The 18,944-nt window shown below is 72.0% G+C and carries 19 protein-coding genes; 12 read left to right on the forward strand and 7 right to left on the reverse strand.

Translation table 11 applies throughout. The features are described 5' to 3' along the window. Positions 1–80 precede the first annotated feature (80 nt). The 7 genes from ABD663_RS11625 to ABD663_RS11655 all read left to right on the forward strand — a co-directional run bounded on the left by ABD663_RS11625 (position 81) and on the right by ABD663_RS11655 (position 5,398). Complete coding sequence (locus ABD663_RS11625) at positions 81–1,556, forward strand: protoporphyrinogen/coproporphyrinogen oxidase (RefSeq protein WP_344738683.1); 1,476 nt, start codon at positions 81–83, stop codon at positions 1,554–1,556. An 81-nt stretch (positions 1,557–1,637) separates the two neighbouring features. After that, positions 1,638–2,030: a hypothetical protein gene (locus ABD663_RS11630; RefSeq protein WP_344738685.1), complete on the forward strand. Its 393-nt coding sequence runs from the start codon at positions 1,638–1,640 to the stop codon at positions 2,028–2,030. Between the two features lie 2 nt (positions 2,031–2,032). Then, the gene (locus ABD663_RS11635; RefSeq protein ID WP_344738687.1) at positions 2,033–2,434 is read left to right on the forward strand and encodes a phage holin family protein; all 402 of its coding nucleotides are present in this window, start codon (positions 2,033–2,035) and stop codon (positions 2,432–2,434) included. Beyond that, on the forward strand, positions 2,424–2,702 hold the full coding sequence (locus tag ABD663_RS11640) for a hypothetical protein (RefSeq protein ID WP_344738689.1): 279 nt from the start codon (positions 2,424–2,426) through the stop codon (positions 2,700–2,702). Before ABD663_RS11635 ends, ABD663_RS11640 begins: the two co-directional genes overlap by 11 nt. 158 nt (positions 2,703–2,860) lie before the next feature. Then, complete coding sequence (locus tag ABD663_RS11645; protein WP_344738691.1) at positions 2,861–3,661, forward strand: uroporphyrinogen-III synthase; 801 nt, start codon at positions 2,861–2,863, stop codon at positions 3,659–3,661. After that, a complete protein-coding gene (cofD, locus tag ABD663_RS11650) occupies positions 3,658–4,653 on the forward strand; it encodes a 2-phospho-L-lactate transferase (protein ID WP_344738693.1) in 996 nt (331 codons plus the stop codon). The genes ABD663_RS11645 and cofD overlap by 4 nt, the downstream gene beginning before the upstream one ends. 1 nt (position 4,654) lies before the next feature. After that, complete coding sequence (locus tag ABD663_RS11655) at positions 4,655–5,398, forward strand: sulfite exporter TauE/SafE family protein (RefSeq protein ID WP_344738695.1); 744 nt, start codon at positions 4,655–4,657, stop codon at positions 5,396–5,398. On the opposite strand, the gene cofC is transcribed toward ABD663_RS11655, so the two are convergent. From cofC to cofG, 4 genes are read right to left on the reverse strand one after another with little or no spacing between them, the layout of a single operon-like run. Continuing rightward, on the reverse strand, positions 5,391–6,074 hold the full coding sequence (gene cofC / locus ABD663_RS11660) for a 2-phospho-L-lactate guanylyltransferase (RefSeq protein ID WP_344738697.1): 684 nt from the start codon (positions 6,072–6,074) through the stop codon (positions 5,391–5,393). The two genes, ABD663_RS11655 and cofC, sit on opposite strands and share 8 nt — an antisense overlap. Then, positions 6,071–7,084 (reverse strand): glucose-6-phosphate dehydrogenase (coenzyme-F420), encoded by a 1,014-nt coding sequence (gene fgd / locus ABD663_RS11665; protein WP_344738699.1) that lies wholly within the window; start codon positions 7,082–7,084, stop codon positions 6,071–6,073. Before fgd ends, cofC begins: the two co-directional genes overlap by 4 nt. Then, positions 7,081–8,559, reverse strand: a complete 1,479-nt coding sequence (locus ABD663_RS11670) for a flavin-containing monooxygenase (protein WP_344738701.1) — start codon at positions 8,557–8,559, stop codon at positions 7,081–7,083. The genes fgd and ABD663_RS11670 overlap by 4 nt, the downstream gene beginning before the upstream one ends. Then, complete coding sequence (gene cofG, locus ABD663_RS11675) at positions 8,556–10,958, reverse strand: 7,8-didemethyl-8-hydroxy-5-deazariboflavin synthase CofG (protein ID WP_425561799.1); 2,403 nt, start codon at positions 10,956–10,958, stop codon at positions 8,556–8,558. The genes ABD663_RS11670 and cofG overlap by 4 nt, the downstream gene beginning before the upstream one ends. Positions 10,959–11,059: 101 nt before the next feature. Between cofG and ABD663_RS11680 the strand changes: the two genes are divergently transcribed. Then, positions 11,060–11,515: a hypothetical protein gene (locus ABD663_RS11680; protein WP_344738705.1), complete on the forward strand. Its 456-nt coding sequence runs from the start codon at positions 11,060–11,062 to the stop codon at positions 11,513–11,515. Between the two features lie 78 nt (positions 11,516–11,593). Here ABD663_RS11680 and ABD663_RS11685 read toward each other — a convergent pair whose 3' ends face one another. Beyond that, positions 11,594–12,415, reverse strand: a complete 822-nt coding sequence (locus ABD663_RS11685; protein ID WP_344738707.1) for an ABC transporter permease — start codon at positions 12,413–12,415, stop codon at positions 11,594–11,596. After that, positions 12,412–13,740, reverse strand: a complete 1,329-nt coding sequence (locus ABD663_RS11690) for an ABC transporter ATP-binding protein (protein ID WP_344738709.1) — start codon at positions 13,738–13,740, stop codon at positions 12,412–12,414. Before ABD663_RS11690 ends, ABD663_RS11685 begins: the two co-directional genes overlap by 4 nt. Positions 13,741–13,810: 70 nt before the next feature. Here ABD663_RS11690 and ABD663_RS11695 point away from each other — a divergent pair, with 70 nt between their 5' ends. From ABD663_RS11695 to ABD663_RS11710, 4 genes are read left to right on the forward strand one after another with little or no spacing between them, the layout of a single operon-like run. Then, a complete protein-coding gene (locus tag ABD663_RS11695) occupies positions 13,811–14,872 on the forward strand; it encodes an enoyl-CoA hydratase/isomerase family protein (protein ID WP_344738712.1) in 1,062 nt (353 codons plus the stop codon). Continuing rightward, positions 14,872–15,717: an LssY C-terminal domain-containing protein gene (locus tag ABD663_RS11700; RefSeq protein ID WP_344738714.1), complete on the forward strand. Its 846-nt coding sequence runs from the start codon at positions 14,872–14,874 to the stop codon at positions 15,715–15,717. The genes ABD663_RS11695 and ABD663_RS11700 overlap by 1 nt, the downstream gene beginning before the upstream one ends. Continuing rightward, positions 15,714–16,229 carry a hypothetical protein gene (locus tag ABD663_RS11705; protein ID WP_344738716.1) on the forward strand — a complete coding sequence of 172 codons (516 nt, stop codon included), beginning with the start codon at positions 15,714–15,716 and terminating at the stop codon, positions 16,227–16,229. The genes ABD663_RS11700 and ABD663_RS11705 overlap by 4 nt, the downstream gene beginning before the upstream one ends. A gap of 3 nt (positions 16,230–16,232) precedes the next feature. Continuing rightward, the gene (locus ABD663_RS11710; RefSeq protein ID WP_344738718.1) at positions 16,233–17,159 is read left to right on the forward strand and encodes a J domain-containing protein; all 927 of its coding nucleotides are present in this window, start codon (positions 16,233–16,235) and stop codon (positions 17,157–17,159) included. 121 nt (positions 17,160–17,280) lie between these two features. On the opposite strand, the gene ABD663_RS11715 is transcribed toward ABD663_RS11710, so the two are convergent. Further along, positions 17,281–18,885, reverse strand: a complete 1,605-nt coding sequence (locus ABD663_RS11715; protein WP_344738720.1) for a D-alanyl-D-alanine carboxypeptidase family protein — start codon at positions 18,883–18,885, stop codon at positions 17,281–17,283. Positions 18,886–18,944 lie beyond the last annotated feature (59 nt).

Genomic DNA, 18,944 nt, shown 5'->3' on the forward strand with positions numbered 1-18,944 from the left:
CACCGGCGGCGCGTGCCGGGTCGACGCGGTCGACCCGCCGGACGTGGAAAGGCCCGAAGGGCCGGTGGGAGGATGGAGGGATGGTCGACGTCCCCGAAGACATGCCCGAGCTCGCGGCGCAGGCGCATGCGACCCACGTGGTGGTGGTGGGGGCCGGGATCGCCGGGCTCGTCGCGGCGCGCGAGTGCGCCAAGGTCGGCCTGCGGGTGACCGTGCTCGAGGCGCAGGAACGGCTCGGCGGCATCGTCGAGACCGCCGACGTGGGCGGCGGCCCGGTCGACCTCGGTGTGACGTGCTGGTCGGGGCGCACCGGTGCGGTCGACGCCCTGGTCGGCGAACTCGACCTGTCGGACGATGTGATCGCTCCGCGAGACGGAGGGCAGTGGATCGCGGGTCTTCCCGGCGGGGCGGCGGCGCCGATGCCCGCCGACTCGATCGCCGGCATCCCGTCGAACCCGTGGGCCGAAGACGTGCGCCGCATCGTCGGCACCCGCGGTGCGTGGCGTGCCTACGTCGACCGGCTGCGCCCGCCGCTGACCATCGGGCAGGAGCGCAGCCTCGGCCGACTCGTCACCCACAGGATGGGGCGGCGCGTGCGCGACCTGATCGTCGCGCCGCCGTCTGTGTCGGGTTTCGGCGTCGACCCCGACGACATCGACGTCGAGGCGGTCGCCCCGGGGCTCAGCGCCGCCTTCACGCGCGGCGGCACCCTCAGCGGCGCCGTGGGACAGCTGGCCGCGCACGAACGTCCTGGTCTGCGCTCGCTGCGCGGTGGCATGACGCAGATCGTCGACCGGATCGGTGCGCACCTCGCCCAACTCGGCGCCGACGTGCGCACCGGCACGCCGGTGACGTCGCTCACGGCGACCGAAGACGGGCGCTGGCACGTCGAGACGGCTTCGGCCGGCGACGACCCCGCCGCCCGCGGCGAATCCGCTCCGGTGGACGCGCCTCCGCTCGAGGATGCTCATGCGGTGATCGTCGCCACCGACGAGGCGACCGCGCGGATGCTGCTCGCCCCCCTCACGGGCATCTCGACCGCGTCCCGGTCTCGGCATCGCGACACCGTCACGCTCGTGCTCGCAGCCTCGGCACTGGACGCCGTGGAACGGGGTCCGGTCATGCATGTCGTCCCCGGCAGCCGTGCGGCCTCGGGCCTCGTCCACGAGAGCGCCCGGTGGGGCGAGGCGCACGGCCAGGTCGTGCACGTCTGGTTCGACCGTGCCGACGGTGCCGGTCTCGCACGCGACGACGCCGACGTGATCGCAGAGGCGCTCGCCGAGGCATCCGCTCTGCTCGACGTTCCGCTCGGCGACGGCGACCTCGTCGCCGCGGAGCGACGCGTGTACGCTCTCAGCCTTCCCGCAGCTGCGCTCGACCAGCCTGCGATCCGTGCCGAAGCCCGGCGCACGCCTGCGGGCCTCGCGGTGATCGGCGGCTGGGTGTCGGGCAGCGGACTGGCCCGGGTCGTCGGCGATGCGCGGGCCGAGGCCGAGCGCGTGCGCCGCAGCGTGCTGTGGGGCGCGGAGGGCGCATCGAACGCGGGAAGTCGCTGAATGTCAAGGGTGGATGCCGGAATCGGAATGCGGCGTTACGCTGGGTAACGACCAGCAGCCGGACAAGCGTGAGGAGACCCCATGCGGGGCAAGACAGGGCTCGTCGTCGGACTCGCGGTCGGGTACGTACTCGGTACTCGCGCGGGGCGTGAGAGGTACGAGCAGATCAAGACCCAGTGGCTGAAGCTGTGGAACCTTGATCCAGTGCAGAAGCAGGTGACCAAGGCGAAGGACTTCGCCAAATCGAGCGCGATGGCGCTGCCGAGCACGCTGTGGGAGGCCGGCGTCAAGGTGACCAAGGCCGCCACCGCCAAGGGCACCCCCGGTGAGCGTCTCGACGCGACCCTGAAGGCCGGCGCCGACTCGGCGGAAGAGGTCGGCAAGGCCGCCAAGACCACGGGCAAGGCCGTGAAGGAGGCCGCCGACGACGCCCTCGAGGATGCGACCGAGTCCGGCGAGCGCAACGGGGCCTGACGATGACAACCCCTCGCGGATTCCGCGACAAGGCCGACGACAGCCTGTTCACGCTGATCGGCGAGATCCCCGAACTCGTCCGCAACCTCGTCATCGCCGAGGTCAATTCGGCGAAGGCGTGGGTCTCGCGCACGGCGAAGGACGCGGGAATCGGTGCGGGCTGGATCGCGGGCGCCCTGTTCGTGCTGTTCTGGTCGATCCCGGTGCTCGGCACCTTCATCATCGCCGGCCTGTCGTCGTGGTGGCCGGTGTGGCTGTCGGCGCTCGTCGTCTTCGCGGTGATGCTCGTCGCGACGGCGCTGCTCGTGCTGCTCGGGGTGTTGCGCTTCCGCAGGATCGCCACGTCGCAGAACCCGGTGCAATCCATCGCGGAAGACGTCAAGGAGGTGCGCGATGAACTCTGAGGCGCCCGTTCCCGTGCCCCGCACAGGTGTCCCCCTCGGTATCGACGACCCGGTCGAACGGGCCCGTGCCGAACTCAAGGCGGCCCTCGCGGCGATCGAGCAGAAGGCCAACTTCCCGCGGCGCATCGCGCAGCGCATCGACGCGACGATCGACGCGGCGCAGTCGTTCACCAAGCAGAGCCCGGGCGTCGCGATCGCCGCGGTGGTCGTGGTGGCCGGCGCGGTGGGCGCGGGCGTATGGGCGGCCGTGCGCGCGTACGTCCGCTGATCCGCGATGACCTCGCCCCGACCGCCCCGCGCGGTGCGGGGTATGCTCGGGGTCAGGCAGTGCGATGAAGCGGATGCTGCCGACAGCGCGAACCCGATTCGTATCGCGCGTCGGCTGCTCATGCGGGCGGCCGACTGAGTACCACGAGAGTCGACCCCATGCACAGCCTCCACCATTCCCCGGACGACAAGCCGCTCGTCGGTCGACGCGTGCTGGTGCCCCGGGGCGGCCCGTGGGGTGACGGAGTCGCAGCGAACCTGCGGCGCAAGGGGGCGACCCCGGTCGTCGCGCCGCTGATCAACTTCGCGCCCACCGAAGACCAGAGCACCCTCGAGCGTGCTCTGGCAGACCTCGCCGCCGGCTCGTTCGACTGGATCACGCTGACCAGTGCGACGACCGTCGATGTGCTCTACGCCTACCGCGCGGTCATCCCCGCCGCGACCAAGGTGGCGGCCGTCGGCGAGACGACCGCAGCGGCGTTGGCCGCCGTCGGCTACCGCGTCGACCTCGTGCCCGACCTCGACAACTCGGCGGCGGGCATGGCCGAGCAGATGATCCAGCTCGAGCCGGAGGCCCGCGACATCCTCACGCTCCGCAACGAGAACGCCAAGCCGGTGCTCACCCGCATGCTCGCCGAGGCGGGGCACCGCGTGCGCAGCGTCGTCGCCTACCGCACCGTGGGCGTGCCGGTCACCGATCGGATCGCCGCTGACGTGCGCAGCGGCCGCATCAACGCGATCCTCGTCACCAGCGGCTCCGTGGCGGAGCAGGTGCGCGCGCAGTTCCCCGAGATCCCCGACTCGACCGTGATCGCCGCGATCGGCCCGCGTACGGCCAAGGACGCCAAGCGGACGGGGCTTCCGATCGACATCGTCGCGGCGGCGCAGACCGTCGATGCGCTGATCGACGCCGTCGCGCAGACCCCGCTGCCGCACGCCGCCGACGAATTCGCGCCGTGACCGCGGCGTCCCCGCGCGTCGTCGTGCTCGCCGGCGGGGTCGGCGGATCGCGCTTCACGGCGGGGGTGAGATCCGCCCTGCGTGATCGCGACGTCGTCGACACGGCCGCGGCGCTGACCGTCGTCGTCAACACCGGCGACGACCTCTGGCTGTCCGGGGTGCGACTGCAGCCCGACGTCGACTCGATCCTCTACGCCCTCGCCGGAGTCAACGACACCGGGCGCGGGTGGGGCCGCGCCGGCGACACCGAGCGCGTCAACGGGGAACTGGCCGAGTGGGGCGCCGGCTGGCCGTGGTTCACCCTGGGCGACCTCGACCTCGGCACCCACCTCGCGCGCACCGGCTGGCTTCGCGACGGGGCATCCGTCGGCGAGGTCGTGGCGCGGCTGGCATCCCGCTGGCCGCTCGGCGCCCGTCTGCTGCCGATGACCGACGCCGAGGTCGACACCCGCGTGACGGTGCGCGAGGGCGCGACCACTCGCACCCTGCACTTCCAGGAGTGGTGGACCCGTCATCGTGCCGCCCTCGCCCCGATCCGTTTCGCCAACCCCGGTATCGACGAGGCCGCACCGTCCGCCGGCGTCGTCGACGCGATCGCCCAGGCCGATGTCGTCCTGCTCGCGCCGTCGAACCCCGTCGTGTCGATCGGGCCGATCCTCGCGGTCGCCGGCATCCGCGACGCGGTGGCGTCCACGTCGGCTCCCGTCGTGGGCGTCTCGCCGGTCATCGCAGGGGCTGTCGTGCGCGGCATGGCCGACGTGTGCCTGACCGCGATCGGCGTCGACACCGACGCGGCGGCCGTCGCCGGGCACTACGGTGCGCGCGCCGATGGCGGGGTGCTCGACGCGTGGCTGCTCGGCGAGGAGGACGCGGCGTCCGCTCCCGACGTCGAGGCGGTGGGCATCCGACCCATCGTCGCCCCGCTGTGGATGCGGGATGCCGCGACCGCTGCGGCATTGGGCGAGGCCGCGCTCGCCGCGGCAGGCCTCTGACGTGCCCGAACTGGCCTGGTACGCCTGGGCGGCGCTCGCCCTCGCGTCGGTGATCATCGGTCTGTCGAAGACCGCCGTGCCCGGTGCGGGAACGCTCGCGGTCGCGCTGTTCGCGGCGGCACTGCCCGCCCGCGCCTCGACGGGCACGATCCTGCTGCTGCTGATCGTCGCCGACATCTTCGCCGTCACGATGTACCGCCGTGACGCCAACTGGCGGGCGCTGCTGCGCCTGGCGCCGGCGGTCGTCGCCGGCATCCTGGTCGGTGCCGTCTTCCTCGCCTTCGCCGATGACCTGTGGGTCAAGCGCACGATCGGTGCGATCCTTCTCGCCGTGATCGCGATCACCCTGCTGCGGCGGCGGATGGGCGCCGCCGTGTCCGAGACGGGGCCGCACCGCGTCGCCGCAGCGGCCTACGGCGCGTCGAGCGGCTTCACGACGATGGTGGCCAACGCGGCCGGTCCCGTGATGTCGATGTACTTCCTCGCAGCGCGATTCCCGGTCAAGGAGTTCCTCGGCACCGCCGCGTGGTTCTTCGCGATCGTCAACATCGCCAAGGTCCCGTTCTCGGTGGGCATCGGCATCATCACGCCCGCGTCGCTGCTGATCGACGTCGTGCTCGCGCCGGGTGTCGTCATCGGTGCGCTCGTGGGCGGCTGGATCGCGGGGAGGATCGACCAGGTCCTGTTCGAACGTCTCGTCATCGGCTTCACGATTCTGGGCGCGCTCTACCTGCTGGTCAGCTGAGGGCGAGCAGGGCCGAGGTGCGCTCGCCGACGCCGAGTGCCGCGGCGGCCTCGAGCTGCGCGGCGGTGTCGACGTCACGGCGCACGGTCGAGGTCGGGGCGATGTCGAGGGGAGCGCACCCCAGGCCGACGTGGCGCGCGAACGAGCCCGCGCCGAAGGCCGACCGCCAGCTCACGCGGGGCGCCGCGGTGACGAGCGTCGACCCGGTGCCCTCGCCGTCGGCGACGACGGCGCGGTCGACGGATGCCGCGGTCCGCAATGCCGCGGCGAGGTCGTCGGGGCGCAGCGCCGGCAGGTCTCCGAGCAGCGCGGCACGCGGCATCGTCTCGCCGGCTTCGGCCATGCCCAGCGCGACCGCGCCGTCGAGCCCGGCTTCGGGCAGCGTCGCGGCGGCACCCCCCGCGCCTGCCGCGGCGAGGCGCTCGCGTGTCGCGGTCTCGTCCACCCACCGCAGATGCGGGATGCCGACCGCGTGCAGCGGAAGGGCCGCGTCATCGGTCACCACGATCACGCGCTCGACCTCGGGGCACGCGGCCGCGGCGGCGAGGGTGTCGAGCGCGATGGCACGGGCCAGCGCGACCCGGTCGACGCCCGCGACCTCGAGCCGCGACTTGCCGCGGGCCGGGTCCTTGACCGGGACGACCACAGCCCACCGCGTGGGGTCGGCTGAGGTCACGCGGCGAACCGCGCGCGCAGCCGCGGCAGGATCTCGGCGCCGTACCGCCGCAGGAAGGTCTCCTGGTCGTGGCCGGGGTCGTGGAAGACGAGGTGGCGGAAGCCCAGCGACACGTACCACGCGATGCGCTCGACGTGCTCGTCGGGGTCGTCCGACACGATGAACCGCGACGCGGCGCGCTCGATCGGCAATTCCTCGCCGAGGCGCTGCATCTCGAGGGGATCGTCGATGCCCATCTTCTCGTCGGGCGTCAGGGCCAGGGGAGCCCAGAAGCGCGTCTTCTCCTGCGCCGCGTCGAGGCTGTCGTCGAGCGACACCTTGATCTCCATGAGGGTGTCGATGTCGTCGCGGGTGCGACCCGCCTTGCCCAGCCCGTCATCGAGCGCGGGCAGCAGCGTGTCGGTGTAGAGCTCGCGCTTCTTGCCGCTGGTGGTGATGAAACCGTCGGCGAGGCGTCCGGCCAGTCGCGTCGCCGCGGGACCGGCAGCGCCGATGTAGATCGGCACCGGCTCGTCGAGCTTGTCGTAGATGGTGATGTTCTTCGCGTGGTAGTAGGTGCCGTCGAAGTTCACCCGATCCTCGGACCACAGCCGGCGAATCAGCCCGATCGCCTCCTTGAGTCGCTGGAACCGTTCGGGCGGGTCGGGCCACACGATGCCGAGATTCGCTTCGTTGAGGGCTTCGCCCGTGCCGACGCCGAGGATCACCCGGCCGGGGTTGAGCACGCCGAGCGTCGCGAAGTCCTGCGCGACGACGGTCGGGTTGTAGCGGAAGGTCGGCGTGAGCACCGAGGTTCCGATCAGCACCTTCGACGTGCGTGCGCCGAGCGCACCGAGCCAGGGGATGGATGCCGGGGCGTGCCCGCCCTCGTGCAACCAGGGCTGCAGATGGTCCGAGATGAAGACCGAGTCGAAGCCGACCTCTTCGGCGAGCACGGCATAGTCGATCAGCTCACCCGGCCCGAACTGCTCGGCGGACGCCTTGTACCCGAACCTCAGCGGAATCGTCATGATGCTCCTCTCATCGTGCGCGCCGGGACGGCGGCGAACTCGGATCCGTCGGCACGGGCCAGTCGCGCCCGGAAGGCGTCGACCGTCCCGGGCCACAGCAGCGTGAGCCTGCCGGACCGCTCGTCGACGTACCAGTTGTGGCAGCCGCCCGTGATCCAGGGGGTGGATGCCGCGGCTCGCGCGATCTCTTCCGTGTAGGTGTCTTCCGCGTCGGGGTCGACCCGCAGCACGCCGCCGACGCGGTCACGCAGCGCGAGCGAGCGGGCCACGTACGCGGCCTGCTCCTCGATCATGAGCACCGACGACGAATGGCCGAGCGAGGCGTTCGGGCCGTTCAGCACGAACAGGTTGGGGAAGCCTGCGACGACCGTGGAGCCGAACGACGTCATGCCCTGCGACCAGTGCTCGGCCAGGGTCACGCCGTCATCGCCGCGCACGAGGTCGGCGTAGGGCTGCTGCGTCGAGGCGAACCCCGTGGCGAGGACGAGCACGTCGGCGCGGTGCGTCGAACCGTCGGCCGCGGTCAGCACCTCGCCGTCGACGGCGCCGAGTGCGGAGGGCACGAGTTCGACGGCGTCCGAGGCGACGGCGGGATAGAACGTGTCCGACAGCAGTACCCGTTTGCAGCCGAACGCGTAGTCGGGAGTGAGCGCGGCGCGCAGGGCGGGATCGGTGACCTGGGCCCGCAGGTGTGCGACGGCGTCGGCGCGCGCGGCCGCCGCGGCCGCGGCATCCCCCGACCGTGACGCGAAGCGCGACTCGCCCTCGGAGTACAGACGCGCCCGCAGGGCCGCGAGCTCTTCGGGATGGTCGGCGAAGCGGGCTCGCTCGTCGTCGGAGTAGAGGGCCCCGCCGCGGGGCACGATCCAGGCGGGCGTGCGCTGGAAGAGGGTCACGCCCGCGCCCAGTCGCGCCAATTCGGGCACGAGCTGCACCGCGCTGGCGCCGGTGCCGACGACCGCGACACGGCGCCCTTCCAACTCGGTCGTGTGATCCCAGCGCGACGAGTGGAACAGCGGACCGGGGAACGACTCGAGGCCGGGGATGTCGGGGATGAGCGGCTCGGTCAGCCGGCCGCACGCGAGCACCAGCGCGTCGGCGACGATCTCACCGCGCTCGGTTCCGATGCGCCACACCGCCGCACCCTCGTCCCACATCGCGTCGCGCATCGTGGTCGACAGCCGCAGCCGGTCGCCCACCTGCTCGCGCTCGGCGACGTCGCGCAGGTAGCGGTGCAGCTCGGGCCCGGTCGCATAGACCCCCGACCAGTCGGGGTTCGGGTAAGCGGCGAACCCGTAGAGGTGGCTGGGGACGTCGCACGCGATGCCGGGGTAGGTGTTGTCGCGCCAGGTTCCGCCGACCGACGCGCCGCGCTCGATCAGCACGAACGACTCGCGCCCTGATCGTCGCAGCGCCATCGCGACGCCGAGCCCGGCGAAGCCGGCGCCGACGATCGCGACCTCGACGCGCGTCATCGGACCTCACCGCCCTCGGCGAGCCGGTAGTCGGTCGTGCGCAGGCGGAAGGGGCGGAACAGCGGCGCGACCAGACGTGCGGCATCCGCCACCGGCAGCTCGAGACCGCGCTCGATGCCCGCTTCCGGCTTGACGCGCCCGTCGAGCAGGGTGCCGCCCAGGTCATCGCCGCCACTGCGAAGCAGCACGGCCGCGACCGGTCGGCCCACGCGCGTCCACGGGATCTGGATGTGCGGGATGCTGCCCGACAGCAGCAGCCGCGACACGGCGACCATCGCACGGTGCTCGTCGACCGCGGCGCGACCCTCGACGAGGGGCACGCCTCCCGCGGGACCGGGGAGCGGGATCGGCACGAACTCGGTGAACCCGCCGGTCTGCTCCTGGATGCCGCGGATCGTGCGCAGATGTGCGACGCGTTCTGCGGCCGTCTCGACGTGGCCGTAGAAGAGCACGCTCGTCGAGCGGAATCCGACGCGGTGCGCAGCGGTGATGGCCTCCACCCAGCGGTCGATCTCGAGGTCGCCGGGTGCGACGACGGCGCGGACCCGTTCGCTCAGCACCTTGACGCCGGTGCCCGGCACGGTGTCGACGCCCGCCTCGCGGAGGCGGTGCAGCGCACCGTCGAGGCCGAGTCCGGTGCGGTCGGCGAGGTCCCATACGTCCTGAGGGCGATAGGCGTGCAGATGGATGCCGCCGGCACCGGCGCGCAGCGCGCGGACGAGCTCGATGTACGCGGCGGGTTCGTCGGCGGGGATGAGACCCTGCACGCAGATCTCGGTGGCGCCCAGGTCCGCGGCATCCGCGGCGATCGCCTGCGCGTCGGCGAGGTCGAACTCGGCGGGGTCGGTGCCCGGGCGGGCGCGGAGTCCGCTGGAGGTGAGGTTGCGGTTGACCACGAGGGTGACCGCTTCGCCCACCGTGTAGCGACGCACGTCGTCGGCGGTCGCCGTGAGCGCGTCGAGGTCGTCGCCGGTCGCTTCCAGCAGAGTGGTCCACTCGGCGTCGTCGAGGGTGGCGGGATCGTCGGCCGCGCGCTCGGCGAGCCGGCGCACCCCGTGCGCGGCGGCGGGGCGTGCAGTACTCCACAGATCTGCTCCGTCGCGGCCGGAGTCGAGCTTCGGCGCGACGCCGGCGGCCGACTCCGTGGAGTTCTGCACGGACGTGGTGCGCGCCAGCCCTGTCTCGGGATCGGCGAGCGCGGCGACCGGCGCCCGCATCGCGGGGTCGAGCCACGTCTCGGCGTCGCCGACGTACTCGGGGTGGGCGGTCAGGCGCTCGCGCAGCGTGAAGCCCAATTCGGCGGTGCGCGCGGCGAGGTCGTCGAGGTGCGGCCACGGACGTTCGGGATTCACGTGGTCGGCGGTCAGCGGTGACACCCCGCCCCAATCGTCGGCGCCGGCTCCGACCAGCAGCGCGAACTCGGTGGCGTCCGAGAGGTTCGGGGGCACCTGGATCCGCATGTGCGGTCCCATCACGAGCCGCGCGACGGCGACGGCCGCGACGTATTCGCGCAGATCCGCGTCGGCCGCATCCTGCATCGCGGTGCGCGGCTTCGCGCGGAAGTTCTGGACGATCACCTCCTGCACGTGCCCGTGCCGCTCGTGCGTGTCGCGCAGAGCGATCAGTGAGGCGGCGCGGTCGGCGATCGTCTCGCCGATGCCCACGAGGATGCCGGTGGTGAACGGAACACGCTGCCGACCGGCGTCCTCGATGACGGCGAGGCGGACGTCCGGGTCCTTGTCGGGGGAGCCGTAGTGCACCTGCCCCGGCTCGTCGTAGAGGCGACGCGACGTGGTCTCGAGCATCATGCCCATGGAAGGTGCGGTGGGGCGCAGCATGCGCAGTTCGTCCGCCGACATGACGCCGGGGTTCAGGTGCACGAGCATGCCGGTCTCGGTGGTGATCAGCCGCGCGATGTGGGCGACGTAGTCCAGGGTCGATGCGAAACCGTGCTCGTCGAGCCACGCGCGGGCTTCGGGCCAGCGGTCTTCCGGGCGGTCGCCGAGGGTGAGCAGCGCCTCCTTGCATCCCATCGCGGCACCCTGTCTCACGACCTGCAGCACCTGGGCGGGAGACATGTAGGCGGGCTTGTTCTTCTTGAGCAGCTGACCGGGGGTGTCGACGAAGACGCAGTAATGGCAGCGGTCTCGGCACAGGGTCGTCAGCGGCACGAACACCTTGCGCGAGTATGTGATCACCCCGGGCTGGCCGGCGTCGTGCAGCCCGCGGTCGCGTACGGATGCCGCCAGTCGGCACAGCTCGTCGAAGTGCGCACCCTCGGCCTCGAGCATTGCGGTCGCATCGTCGAGTTCGACGCGCCGGCCCGCGCGTGCGCGACGCAGGGCGTCGGCGGTCTGCGCGGACCGCGCGGGGTCAGCGGAACGCGACGGCTCGAGCAGGGTCACCCGTCCAGTCTCGCACCGCCGTTCAGGACACGGGGCCGTCGATCGTTGCGCTCTCGTGAGCATTCGGCGGTGTGCGGACTGGCAGACTTGGGGCCATGGTGACCCTGCTGCTCGACTCGACCCGCCTCGAGGTCGCGCTGTCGGGCACGGAGCGCCTGCTGGCATTCCGAAAGGGGAATGTCCTCATCGAGCGGGACACGATCGCCAAGGTCCAGCTCACCGACGACGCGTGGACGTGGCTGCGCGGGGTCCCGAGCCCGGGCACGCAGGTGCGCGGCGTCATCGCGATGGGAACATGGCGCTCGGCGGGGGGCGGCGACGACTTCGCGATCGTGCGGCGCCGTCGACCGAGCGTCGTGATCGACCTCGTCGGGCACCCCGAGTTCCAGCGCGTCGTCCTCACGACCCAGCACGGCCGCGACCTGGTGACGGCGCTGCGCCTCGATGTGACCGACGAAGCCGCCGAGGTGACCGAGATCGTCGACACCGCCCCGGTGCCCACGCTCAAGCCCCAGCCCAAGCCCCAGCCCAAGCCCCAGCCCCGGCGCTGAGAATCGGCATCCCGGGTGGAAATCACCCGCGCGCCGCCGATTCCCGTCCGGCACACCGATTCTCGGTCAGAGGGGTGGTCAGCCGACGTCGCGCCGCCAGCTCACCAGGTGGCCGATCACCAGGAGGACCGCCGCGTACCCCAGCAGTACGAGGCCGCCCGCCCACCACTCGAGAGGGTCGGCTGCGCCGCTGCCGGGCAGTGACGTGAACACGCTCGCACCGACGAGGGCGTCACCGGCGGCCCCCGGCAGGAACCGCGTGACCTGGTCGAGCCCCTCGACGAACGACGCCACCGCGCGGAAGACCGGCTCGAGGAACTGCGTGAACACCAGCACCCCGACCACCGCGCCGACCTGATTGCGCACCAGCACGCCGACGCCGATCCCGATGAGCACCCACAGGACGTACGCGATCACCATGCGCCCGAGCAGCGCCCACGTGTCGCTCGAGTCGAGTTCGGTCTCGAGGCCGAATCCCGCGAGGAAGCCCGCTGAGGGTGCGACCGATGCGACGACGCCGATCGCGGCGTAGACGAGTCCGAGCAGAACGCCGACGAGCAGCTTGGCGGCGAGGACGGTCCCGCGCCGCGGGGTCGCGAGGAACGTCGGCGTGAGCGTCTGGTGGCGGAACTCGGAGGTCACGATGAGCGTGCCGATCAGCAGCGGGAACACGTACCCCACCGACGTCGCGGTGCTGTAGAGCACCGGCGGGAGGGATGCCGCATCGATCGGCGGCACGTTCCCGCCCGGCAGTGCACCATCCGCGGCCGCGGCGAAGACGACGCCGAGCACCGATGCGGTGAACCCGATGTAGGCGGCGAGGACGATCGCGAGGATCCACCACATCGCGGTGCTGAACTGCTTCGTCGACTCGGCGCGGGTCGCCGCGGCGAGGCTCATCGGTCGTCACCTGCCTCGGTCGAGCCGGGTTCGGCTTCTTCGTCCGCTTCGCGCCGCTCCTCGTCGGCGGGCGCCGTCGCGGGCTGCTGTGCGGAGTCCGCCTCGTCGTCGTACGACGCGAAGAACGCGTCGGCCTCGTGGTCGGCGTCGGTCTTGACGTAGTCCTCCCACGGCCGGTCACCGACCGGCGGCTCCTCGGGCTCACCGGCGTCGGAAGTCGGCTCTTCGACGCCGGAGTCGGAGTCGGGACCGGAACCGGGGCCGGAGTCGGAGTCGGAGTCGGAGTCGGAGTCGGGGTCGGGGTCGGGGTCGGGGGTGGAGGCGGGGGGCAGGTCGTCGGCGCGCTCGGTCTCCACCTCGGCGTCCGGCGCCACGTGCATCACAGCCGACGTCGCCTCCGGCGTCGAGACCGGCGAGGCGGTCTCGTGCACGCGGATGCCGTCGACGAGCTCGAGGAAGACCTCCTCGAGCGCGGGACCGCGACGCTGCAGAAGAGAGAGGGCGACGCCCGCCGCGGCCGCGGCGGCGCCGACGTCCGCCGTTCCCGCGCCATGGGCGATGAAGCCCGAGCGCAGCACGTCATGGCCGATCCCGGCCTCGGCGAGGGCGGCGGCCAGTGCCGCCCGATCGGGCGAGTCGACCACCGTCGCGTACTCGCCCGGGTCGGCGAGTTCGTTGAGAGCCCCCTGGAACACCAGCCGGCCGCGCGAGATGATCAGCAGCGCGTCGACGGTCTGCTGCACCTCGGCCAGCAGGTGCGATGAGACGAGCACCGTGCGGCCCTCGCGGGCCAGCTGCCCGAGGAACCCGCGCATCCACCGGATGCCTTCGGGGTCGAGGCCGTTCGCCGGCTCGTCGAGCACCAGCACGCCCGGGTCGCCCAGCAGCGCGTAGGCGAGCCCCAGGCGCTGGCGCATCCCGAGCGAGTAGCCGCCGACTTTGCGGCCCGCGGCATCCGCGAGGCCCACCAGGCCCAGCACTTCGTCGACACGCGTGCGCGCCAGCCCCGCGGCCTGCGCGTAGATCGTGAGGTGCGCGGCGCCGGTGCGGCCGGGGTGGAAGCTCGACGCCTCGAGGGTGGCCCCGACGGTCCGCAGCGGATGCTTCAGCTGGGCGTAGCGCTGTCCGCCGATCGTCGCCCGGCCGGAGGTCGGCGCGACCAGACCGAGCAGCATCCGCAGGGTCGTCGTCTTTCCGGCGCCGTTGGGTCCGAGGAATCCGGTCACGACACCGGGAGCGGCGCGGGCGGTGAATCCGTCGACGGCGGTGATCCCGCCGAATCGCTTCGTGATCCCGGCGAAGTCGATCACCTGGCCGTCGGGCATCCCGCACCCTCCCGTCATCGTGGCAACCCACACATTATCGCGACGGTTTGCGCCGGGTAACGTTGCCGACGTGACCGATGCCGCTTCCTCACGAGTCCTGGTCGGATCCGACCACGGAGTGGGACACCTGACCCTCAATCGACCCGAGGCGCTCAACGCCCTCGATCACGACATGGTGGTCGCGATCTCGGCGGCGCTCGACCGCTGGCGGGACGACCCGGACGTGCAGCTCGTCCTGCTCGACGGCGCAGGGGAGCGCGGATTGTGCGCGGGCGGCGATGTGCGCGGCCTCGCGCGGCAGATCACCTCGGGCGACCCCGAGAGCGCGGCGATCTTCTTCCGCGCCGAGTACGCGATGAACGCGCGCATCGCAGAGTACGCGAAGCCGGTGGTCGCGATCGCCGACGGCGTCACGATGGGCGGCGGTATCGGTCTGGCCGGCCATGCCGCCATCCGCGTGGTGACCGAACGGTCGAAGCTCGCAATGCCCGAGACCCGCATCGGCTTCACCCCCGACGTCGGGGGAACGTGGCTGCTGGGCCGCGCGCCGGGTCGCGTCGGCGAATACCTGGGCGTGACGGGCATGACGATGGATGCCTCCGACGCGATATACGCCGGGTTCGCCGACCACTTCGTCCCGAGCGACCGGCTCACCTCACTCGTGGACGCACTGCAGACCCGTGCCGATCCGACCGGTCCGACCGAACTCGTCCTGCTGTTCGACGAGACCGCCGCACCGTCGCGGCTCGAGGCGGCGCGGCCGTGGATCGACGACGCGTTCTCGGCGCCGACGATCGGTCAGGTGATCGCCCGCCTGCGTGCGCGTCCCGAACCCGAGGCGGCGCAGACCGCTGAACTCATGGAGGGCCTCTCGCCGACCGGGATGGCGGTGACACTCGAGTCGGTGCGCCGGGCGCGCGACGCGGCGTCGGTGCGCGACGTGCTCGCGCAGGAGTACGGCGTCGTGATGTGGTTCGTCACCACGCAGCCCGACCTGCCCGAGGGGGTGCGGGCGCAGCTGATCGACAAGGACCGCTCGCCGCACTGGCAGCCGGCATCGATCGCCGACCTTCCCGACGACCTCGTCGAGATCGCGTTCGGGCACACCCCGCAGCAGGCGCTCTGGGACTGATGGTGGACGCCGAGAACGAGGAGCGGATGCCGCATCACCGGCGCGCGTTCTCGATCGGCATCGCGATCGACTGGTTCTTCTTCGTCTTCGCGGGCGTCGCGGCGCTGTGGCTGGCGTACCTCAGCCTCACCGAGACGTTCCGGGTGGGCTGGTGGGGCATCCCGTTCGCCATCGCGTTCTGGGTTCTGCTCGCCTACCTCGTGCTGCCGCGGCTGCATCGCATCCTCACCACCATCTACGTGCCCGACTACTTCATCGGGCGTGCGCGCACGAGCGACGGGCTGCTCGGCGACCCGGTCAACCTGGCCCTGCTCGGCGACGCTGAGCAGATCCACCACGTGATGCAGCAGGCATCCTGGACCAAGGCCGATCCCGTGACCCTCGGCTCGTCCTGGCGCATCGTCATGTCGACCCTGACGCGCCGCAGCTACCACGAGGCGCCGGTGAGCCCGCTGTTCCTCTTCGGCCGGCAGCAGGACTTCGCCTACCAGCAGGAGGTCGACGGCAACCCCGCCCAGCGGCACCATGTGCGGTTCTGGCGGTGCCCCGACGGATGGCTGCTGCCCGGCGGCTACCGCGTCGACTGGCTCGCCGCGGGCACGTTCGACACATCGGTGGGGCTGTCGCTGTTCACGCTGCAGATCACCCACCGCATCGACGCCGACACCGATGTGGAGCGCGATCACATCGTCGAGACGGTGACCACGGCCGACCCGGTCGTGGTCGTGTCGGTCATCGAGGACTTCTCGACGGGCTATCACGCGCGCAACGGCGGCGGCGACAGCATCCGCACCGACGGCGATCTGCCGATCGTCGACGTGCGTGCGGTGGAGGTGGACGCATGAGCGAGCACCCGCACAAGCGGCCCGCCTTCGAACCGGCCGAGCGCCTGCTGCAGCCGGTCGAGTACGACCCCGAGATGCGGCGTCCGCTGTCGACGGTCGCGGGTGCGGCGCTCATCCTGCTGCGCCAGCTCGTCGGGGTGGTCGTGCTCGTCGGCTTCGCCATCGGCTGGGAGTCGATCCTCGACGCACTCGCGTCGGTGTCGGAATTCGATCCGCCCGCGGCCGACGACAACGACGTGGTGCTGTGGTTCGTGATCGCCGCGGGTGGCACGATCCTCGCCATCAACTCGGTGCTCGCGATCCTCGTCTACCTCGGGCGCAACTGGCCGCGGGTCATCGTGATGTCGTTCACCGTGCTCTCGATCTCGACCGTCTTCGTCGCGTGGTGGGTGCAGGGGCAGGAGATCACGATCAACGGCGCGCTGGTGTCGGTCGGACTCGACATCCTCATTCTGCTGGCATTGTCGAGCCGGAGCGCGGCGGCCTACGCGCGACGCAACGAGAGGCGGTGACGGATGTTCGACAGTCCGCTGTCGGCATCGGCGTACGAGGTGCTCGGCGTCGAGCCGACCGTCGACGCCGAAGAGCTCAGGCGCGCCTACCGGCTGCGCTTGAGGCAGACGCATCCCGACACGGGAGGGGATGCGGCGCTGTTCGTCCAGGTGCAGCGCGCGTGGGAGCTCGTCGGCACCCCCGAACGGCGTGCCGCCTACGATCGCGGCCACGGCTTCGGCGTGCACGAGGCTCCCGAGTGGTCGGGATGGCGCGCACCCGCCGTGCGCACCGACACCCGACCGCGGGCGCGCTCGTACGGGCATCCCGGGGGATGGCGGCGTGAGCGCTACTTGGCACTGATCCGCGAGTGGGCCGGGCGCGGGGTCACGCTCGACGATCCGTACGACCCGGCGCTGGTGCGTTCGGCTCCTCACCACGTGCGCCGACTGCTCGCCGATGCGCTCGCCGAGGAGGAGACGGCCCGCACGGTCGCGGACCTCGGCATGGGCTACACGGTGTGGCACGACGTCGCCGCGGGCGGACGCGACCCCGACCCCGACGCGAAGGTCGACCACATCGTGCTGGGCCCGAGCGGGTTGTACGGCATCCTGTCGGAGGACTTCGGCGGTCCGGTGCGGGTGCGCCGCGGCGAGTTGATCGGCGACGGCGTCTCGGGGACTCCGGTGGCCACCCTCGTCGCGCGGTTGCGGACGCTGGCCCGCGCGGCCGGGGTGCGCTTCGGCGGCGCGATCGTGGTGCTGCCCGACGACGATGTGATGCAGCCGATCACCGAGCTCGGAAAGGTGCGCGGCCTGCCTGTGGCGGTGGTCTCGCGCAGTGCGCTGTCGGACGTGCTGCGCCGCGGCGTCGCCGGAGCCCGCTCAGTGGGCGGCAACGAGGTCTTCGACGCGCGCACGCGCCTGCAGCAGACCGTCCGCTTCGTGTGAGCCGTGGCCGGGCTCACGTCCCGCCACTGCGGCGCCTGATTCCGGGAGTGGCGCACGAAACCTACGGCGCCGCACCAGGAAACAGCAGCCAGAACGAGCGCGACAGGCGAACGGAGGCCGCTCAGCCGGCGAGGCCGAAGAGCTCGAGCGGGTGGGTCAGGCGCCACCAGGCGCTCGGGCCCTCGATGTCGGCGGCCAGTCGCAGCTCGACCGTCATGTCGTCGAGCGGGCCGCGGACCGACAGGGTGCCCACCTCGTCACCGGCATCGCGGTTGTCGCCGAGCGCGTACGTCGTCGTGACGGTGCCGCTGCCGCCGTTCCAGAGGATGACCGCGGCGTCCGCCGCGGTGACGATCGCGACCTGTTCGCCCCACGCGGTGTCGACCATTCCGGCCGTGGTGCCCGCCGTCACGGACGGCACCAGCTGCAGCTCGGCCTCGAGCTGGTCGTACAGCGCTCGTGACGCATCCAGTCGCGCTTCGTCGTCGGGCTGTCCCATGACCGCCGCATACAGCCGTACGGGCGTCTCACCGACGACGATGTCCTTCGCCGACAGCAGTTCGTAGGTGTTGAGCGTTCCGGTCTTGATGCCGACGACGCCGTCGTCGGCGAGCAGGCCGTTGGTGTTCTCGACCAGCCCCGCGCCGGGCAGCTCGACGACCTGCTTCGCCACGATCTCGGCGATGACGGGGTTGGCGAGCGCACGCTGCGCGAGGGGGATGAGAGCGGCCGGGTCGGCGATGTTGCCCGGGTCGATCCCGGTCGGCTCGACGACCGTCACCCCGGGCACGCCGTGTCGGCGCAGCCAGTCGTTCGCGGCATCGGCGTAGACCGCGTCGGTCGGCCAGAGATTGCCGGCGAGCCGGTCGGCGTAGTTGTTCGCCGAGCCGACGAGCATGCCCTCGAGCAGCTGGTACTCGGTCAGCACGCCGCCCGACGGCACGTCCAGAGCGGATTCACCTCTCGCGAGGTAATTCCAGTAGTCGACGGTGTCGGCGTAGCCGAAGCGGAACTCGAGGCCCTGCTCGCCGGGCTCGAGGGGCATCTCGTCGAGTACGGCGAGGGCCGTGACCACCTTGGTGATGCTCGCGATCGACGATGCGTCCAGCGTGGTCGCGGCCGTACCCGGGATGCCGCCCACCGAGATCGCCGCGCTCCCCTGGGCGGGCCAGGCGGGCGTCGCCGCGGGCGCGGCGATCGGCTGCACCGGGACGGCGGCGACGGTCGGTGCGATCGCGTGCAACGGCCACAGCAGGGTGGTCACCGCATACGCGGCGACGACCAGCAGCACCGAGGCGATCGGTACGAGCACCGAGGCACGCCAGGGCGAGCGACGCGGCGGGTCGGCGAGCAGGTCGGCGCTCGCGGGCTCGTACCCGGTGTCGGCCGCGGACGGAGCGGTGCGGATCGGCGACGTGAGCGTCGACTCGTCGAGCCACGCGAGCGCGGCTGTCACCGGCGCCGGCTCGGCGACGCGGACGCCCTCGTCGTCAGCGGGCGACCCGTCGTCCGGATCGGCCGGATCCGTCCCGGCGTCGGCGCCATCGTCATCCGCGGTCCCGGTGCCGGCGTCCGCTTCTTCGACGGTGCGCACTCCCGTGGCGGACTCGATCTCGTCGAGGCCGACCTCGGCGGCGGCGTCCGGCGCTTCGACGGGCGGTGCGCCCTCGGCGGTCGCCGTGCCGAAGTCATCGGTCGACGCCGCGCGCCGGGCGCGACGCGTCATGCCCGGCCCGTCTCCCATCCGCATCAGGCCAAAGTACCGTGCCCGCGCGCCGGTATACT

The sequence above is a fragment of the Microbacterium awajiense genome, assembly GCF_039536545.1.
Lineage (GTDB): Bacteria > Actinomycetota > Actinomycetes > Actinomycetales > Microbacteriaceae > Microbacterium > Microbacterium awajiense.

Coding starts and splice junctions, on each gene's coding strand:
- ABD663_RS11625 (WP_344738683.1), top strand. CDS start 81: ATGGTCGACGTCCCCGAAGACATGCCCGAGCTCGCGGCGCAGGCGCAT.
- ABD663_RS11630 (WP_344738685.1), top strand. CDS start 1,638: ATGCGGGGCAAGACAGGGCTCGTCGTCGGACTCGCGGTCGGGTACGTA.
- ABD663_RS11635 (WP_344738687.1), top strand. CDS start 2,033: ATGACAACCCCTCGCGGATTCCGCGACAAGGCCGACGACAGCCTGTTC.
- ABD663_RS11640 (WP_344738689.1), top strand. CDS start 2,424: ATGAACTCTGAGGCGCCCGTTCCCGTGCCCCGCACAGGTGTCCCCCTC.
- ABD663_RS11645 (WP_344738691.1), top strand. CDS start 2,861: ATGCACAGCCTCCACCATTCCCCGGACGACAAGCCGCTCGTCGGTCGA.
- fgd (WP_344738699.1), bottom strand. CDS start 7,084: ATGACGATTCCGCTGAGGTTCGGGTACAAGGCGTCCGCCGAGCAGTTC.
- ABD663_RS11670 (WP_344738701.1), bottom strand. CDS start 8,559: ATGACGCGCGTCGAGGTCGCGATCGTCGGCGCCGGCTTCGCCGGGCTC.
- ABD663_RS11680 (WP_344738705.1), top strand. CDS start 11,060: ATGGTGACCCTGCTGCTCGACTCGACCCGCCTCGAGGTCGCGCTGTCG.
- ABD663_RS11685 (WP_344738707.1), bottom strand. CDS start 12,415: ATGAGCCTCGCCGCGGCGACCCGCGCCGAGTCGACGAAGCAGTTCAGC.
- ABD663_RS11690 (WP_344738709.1), bottom strand. CDS start 13,740: ATGCCCGACGGCCAGGTGATCGACTTCGCCGGGATCACGAAGCGATTC.
- ABD663_RS11700 (WP_344738714.1), top strand. CDS start 14,872: ATGGTGGACGCCGAGAACGAGGAGCGGATGCCGCATCACCGGCGCGCG.
- ABD663_RS11705 (WP_344738716.1), top strand. CDS start 15,714: ATGAGCGAGCACCCGCACAAGCGGCCCGCCTTCGAACCGGCCGAGCGC.
- ABD663_RS11710 (WP_344738718.1), top strand. CDS start 16,233: ATGTTCGACAGTCCGCTGTCGGCATCGGCGTACGAGGTGCTCGGCGTC.
- ABD663_RS11715 (WP_344738720.1), bottom strand. CDS start 18,885: ATGACGCGTCGCGCCCGGCGCGCGGCGTCGACCGATGACTTCGGCACG.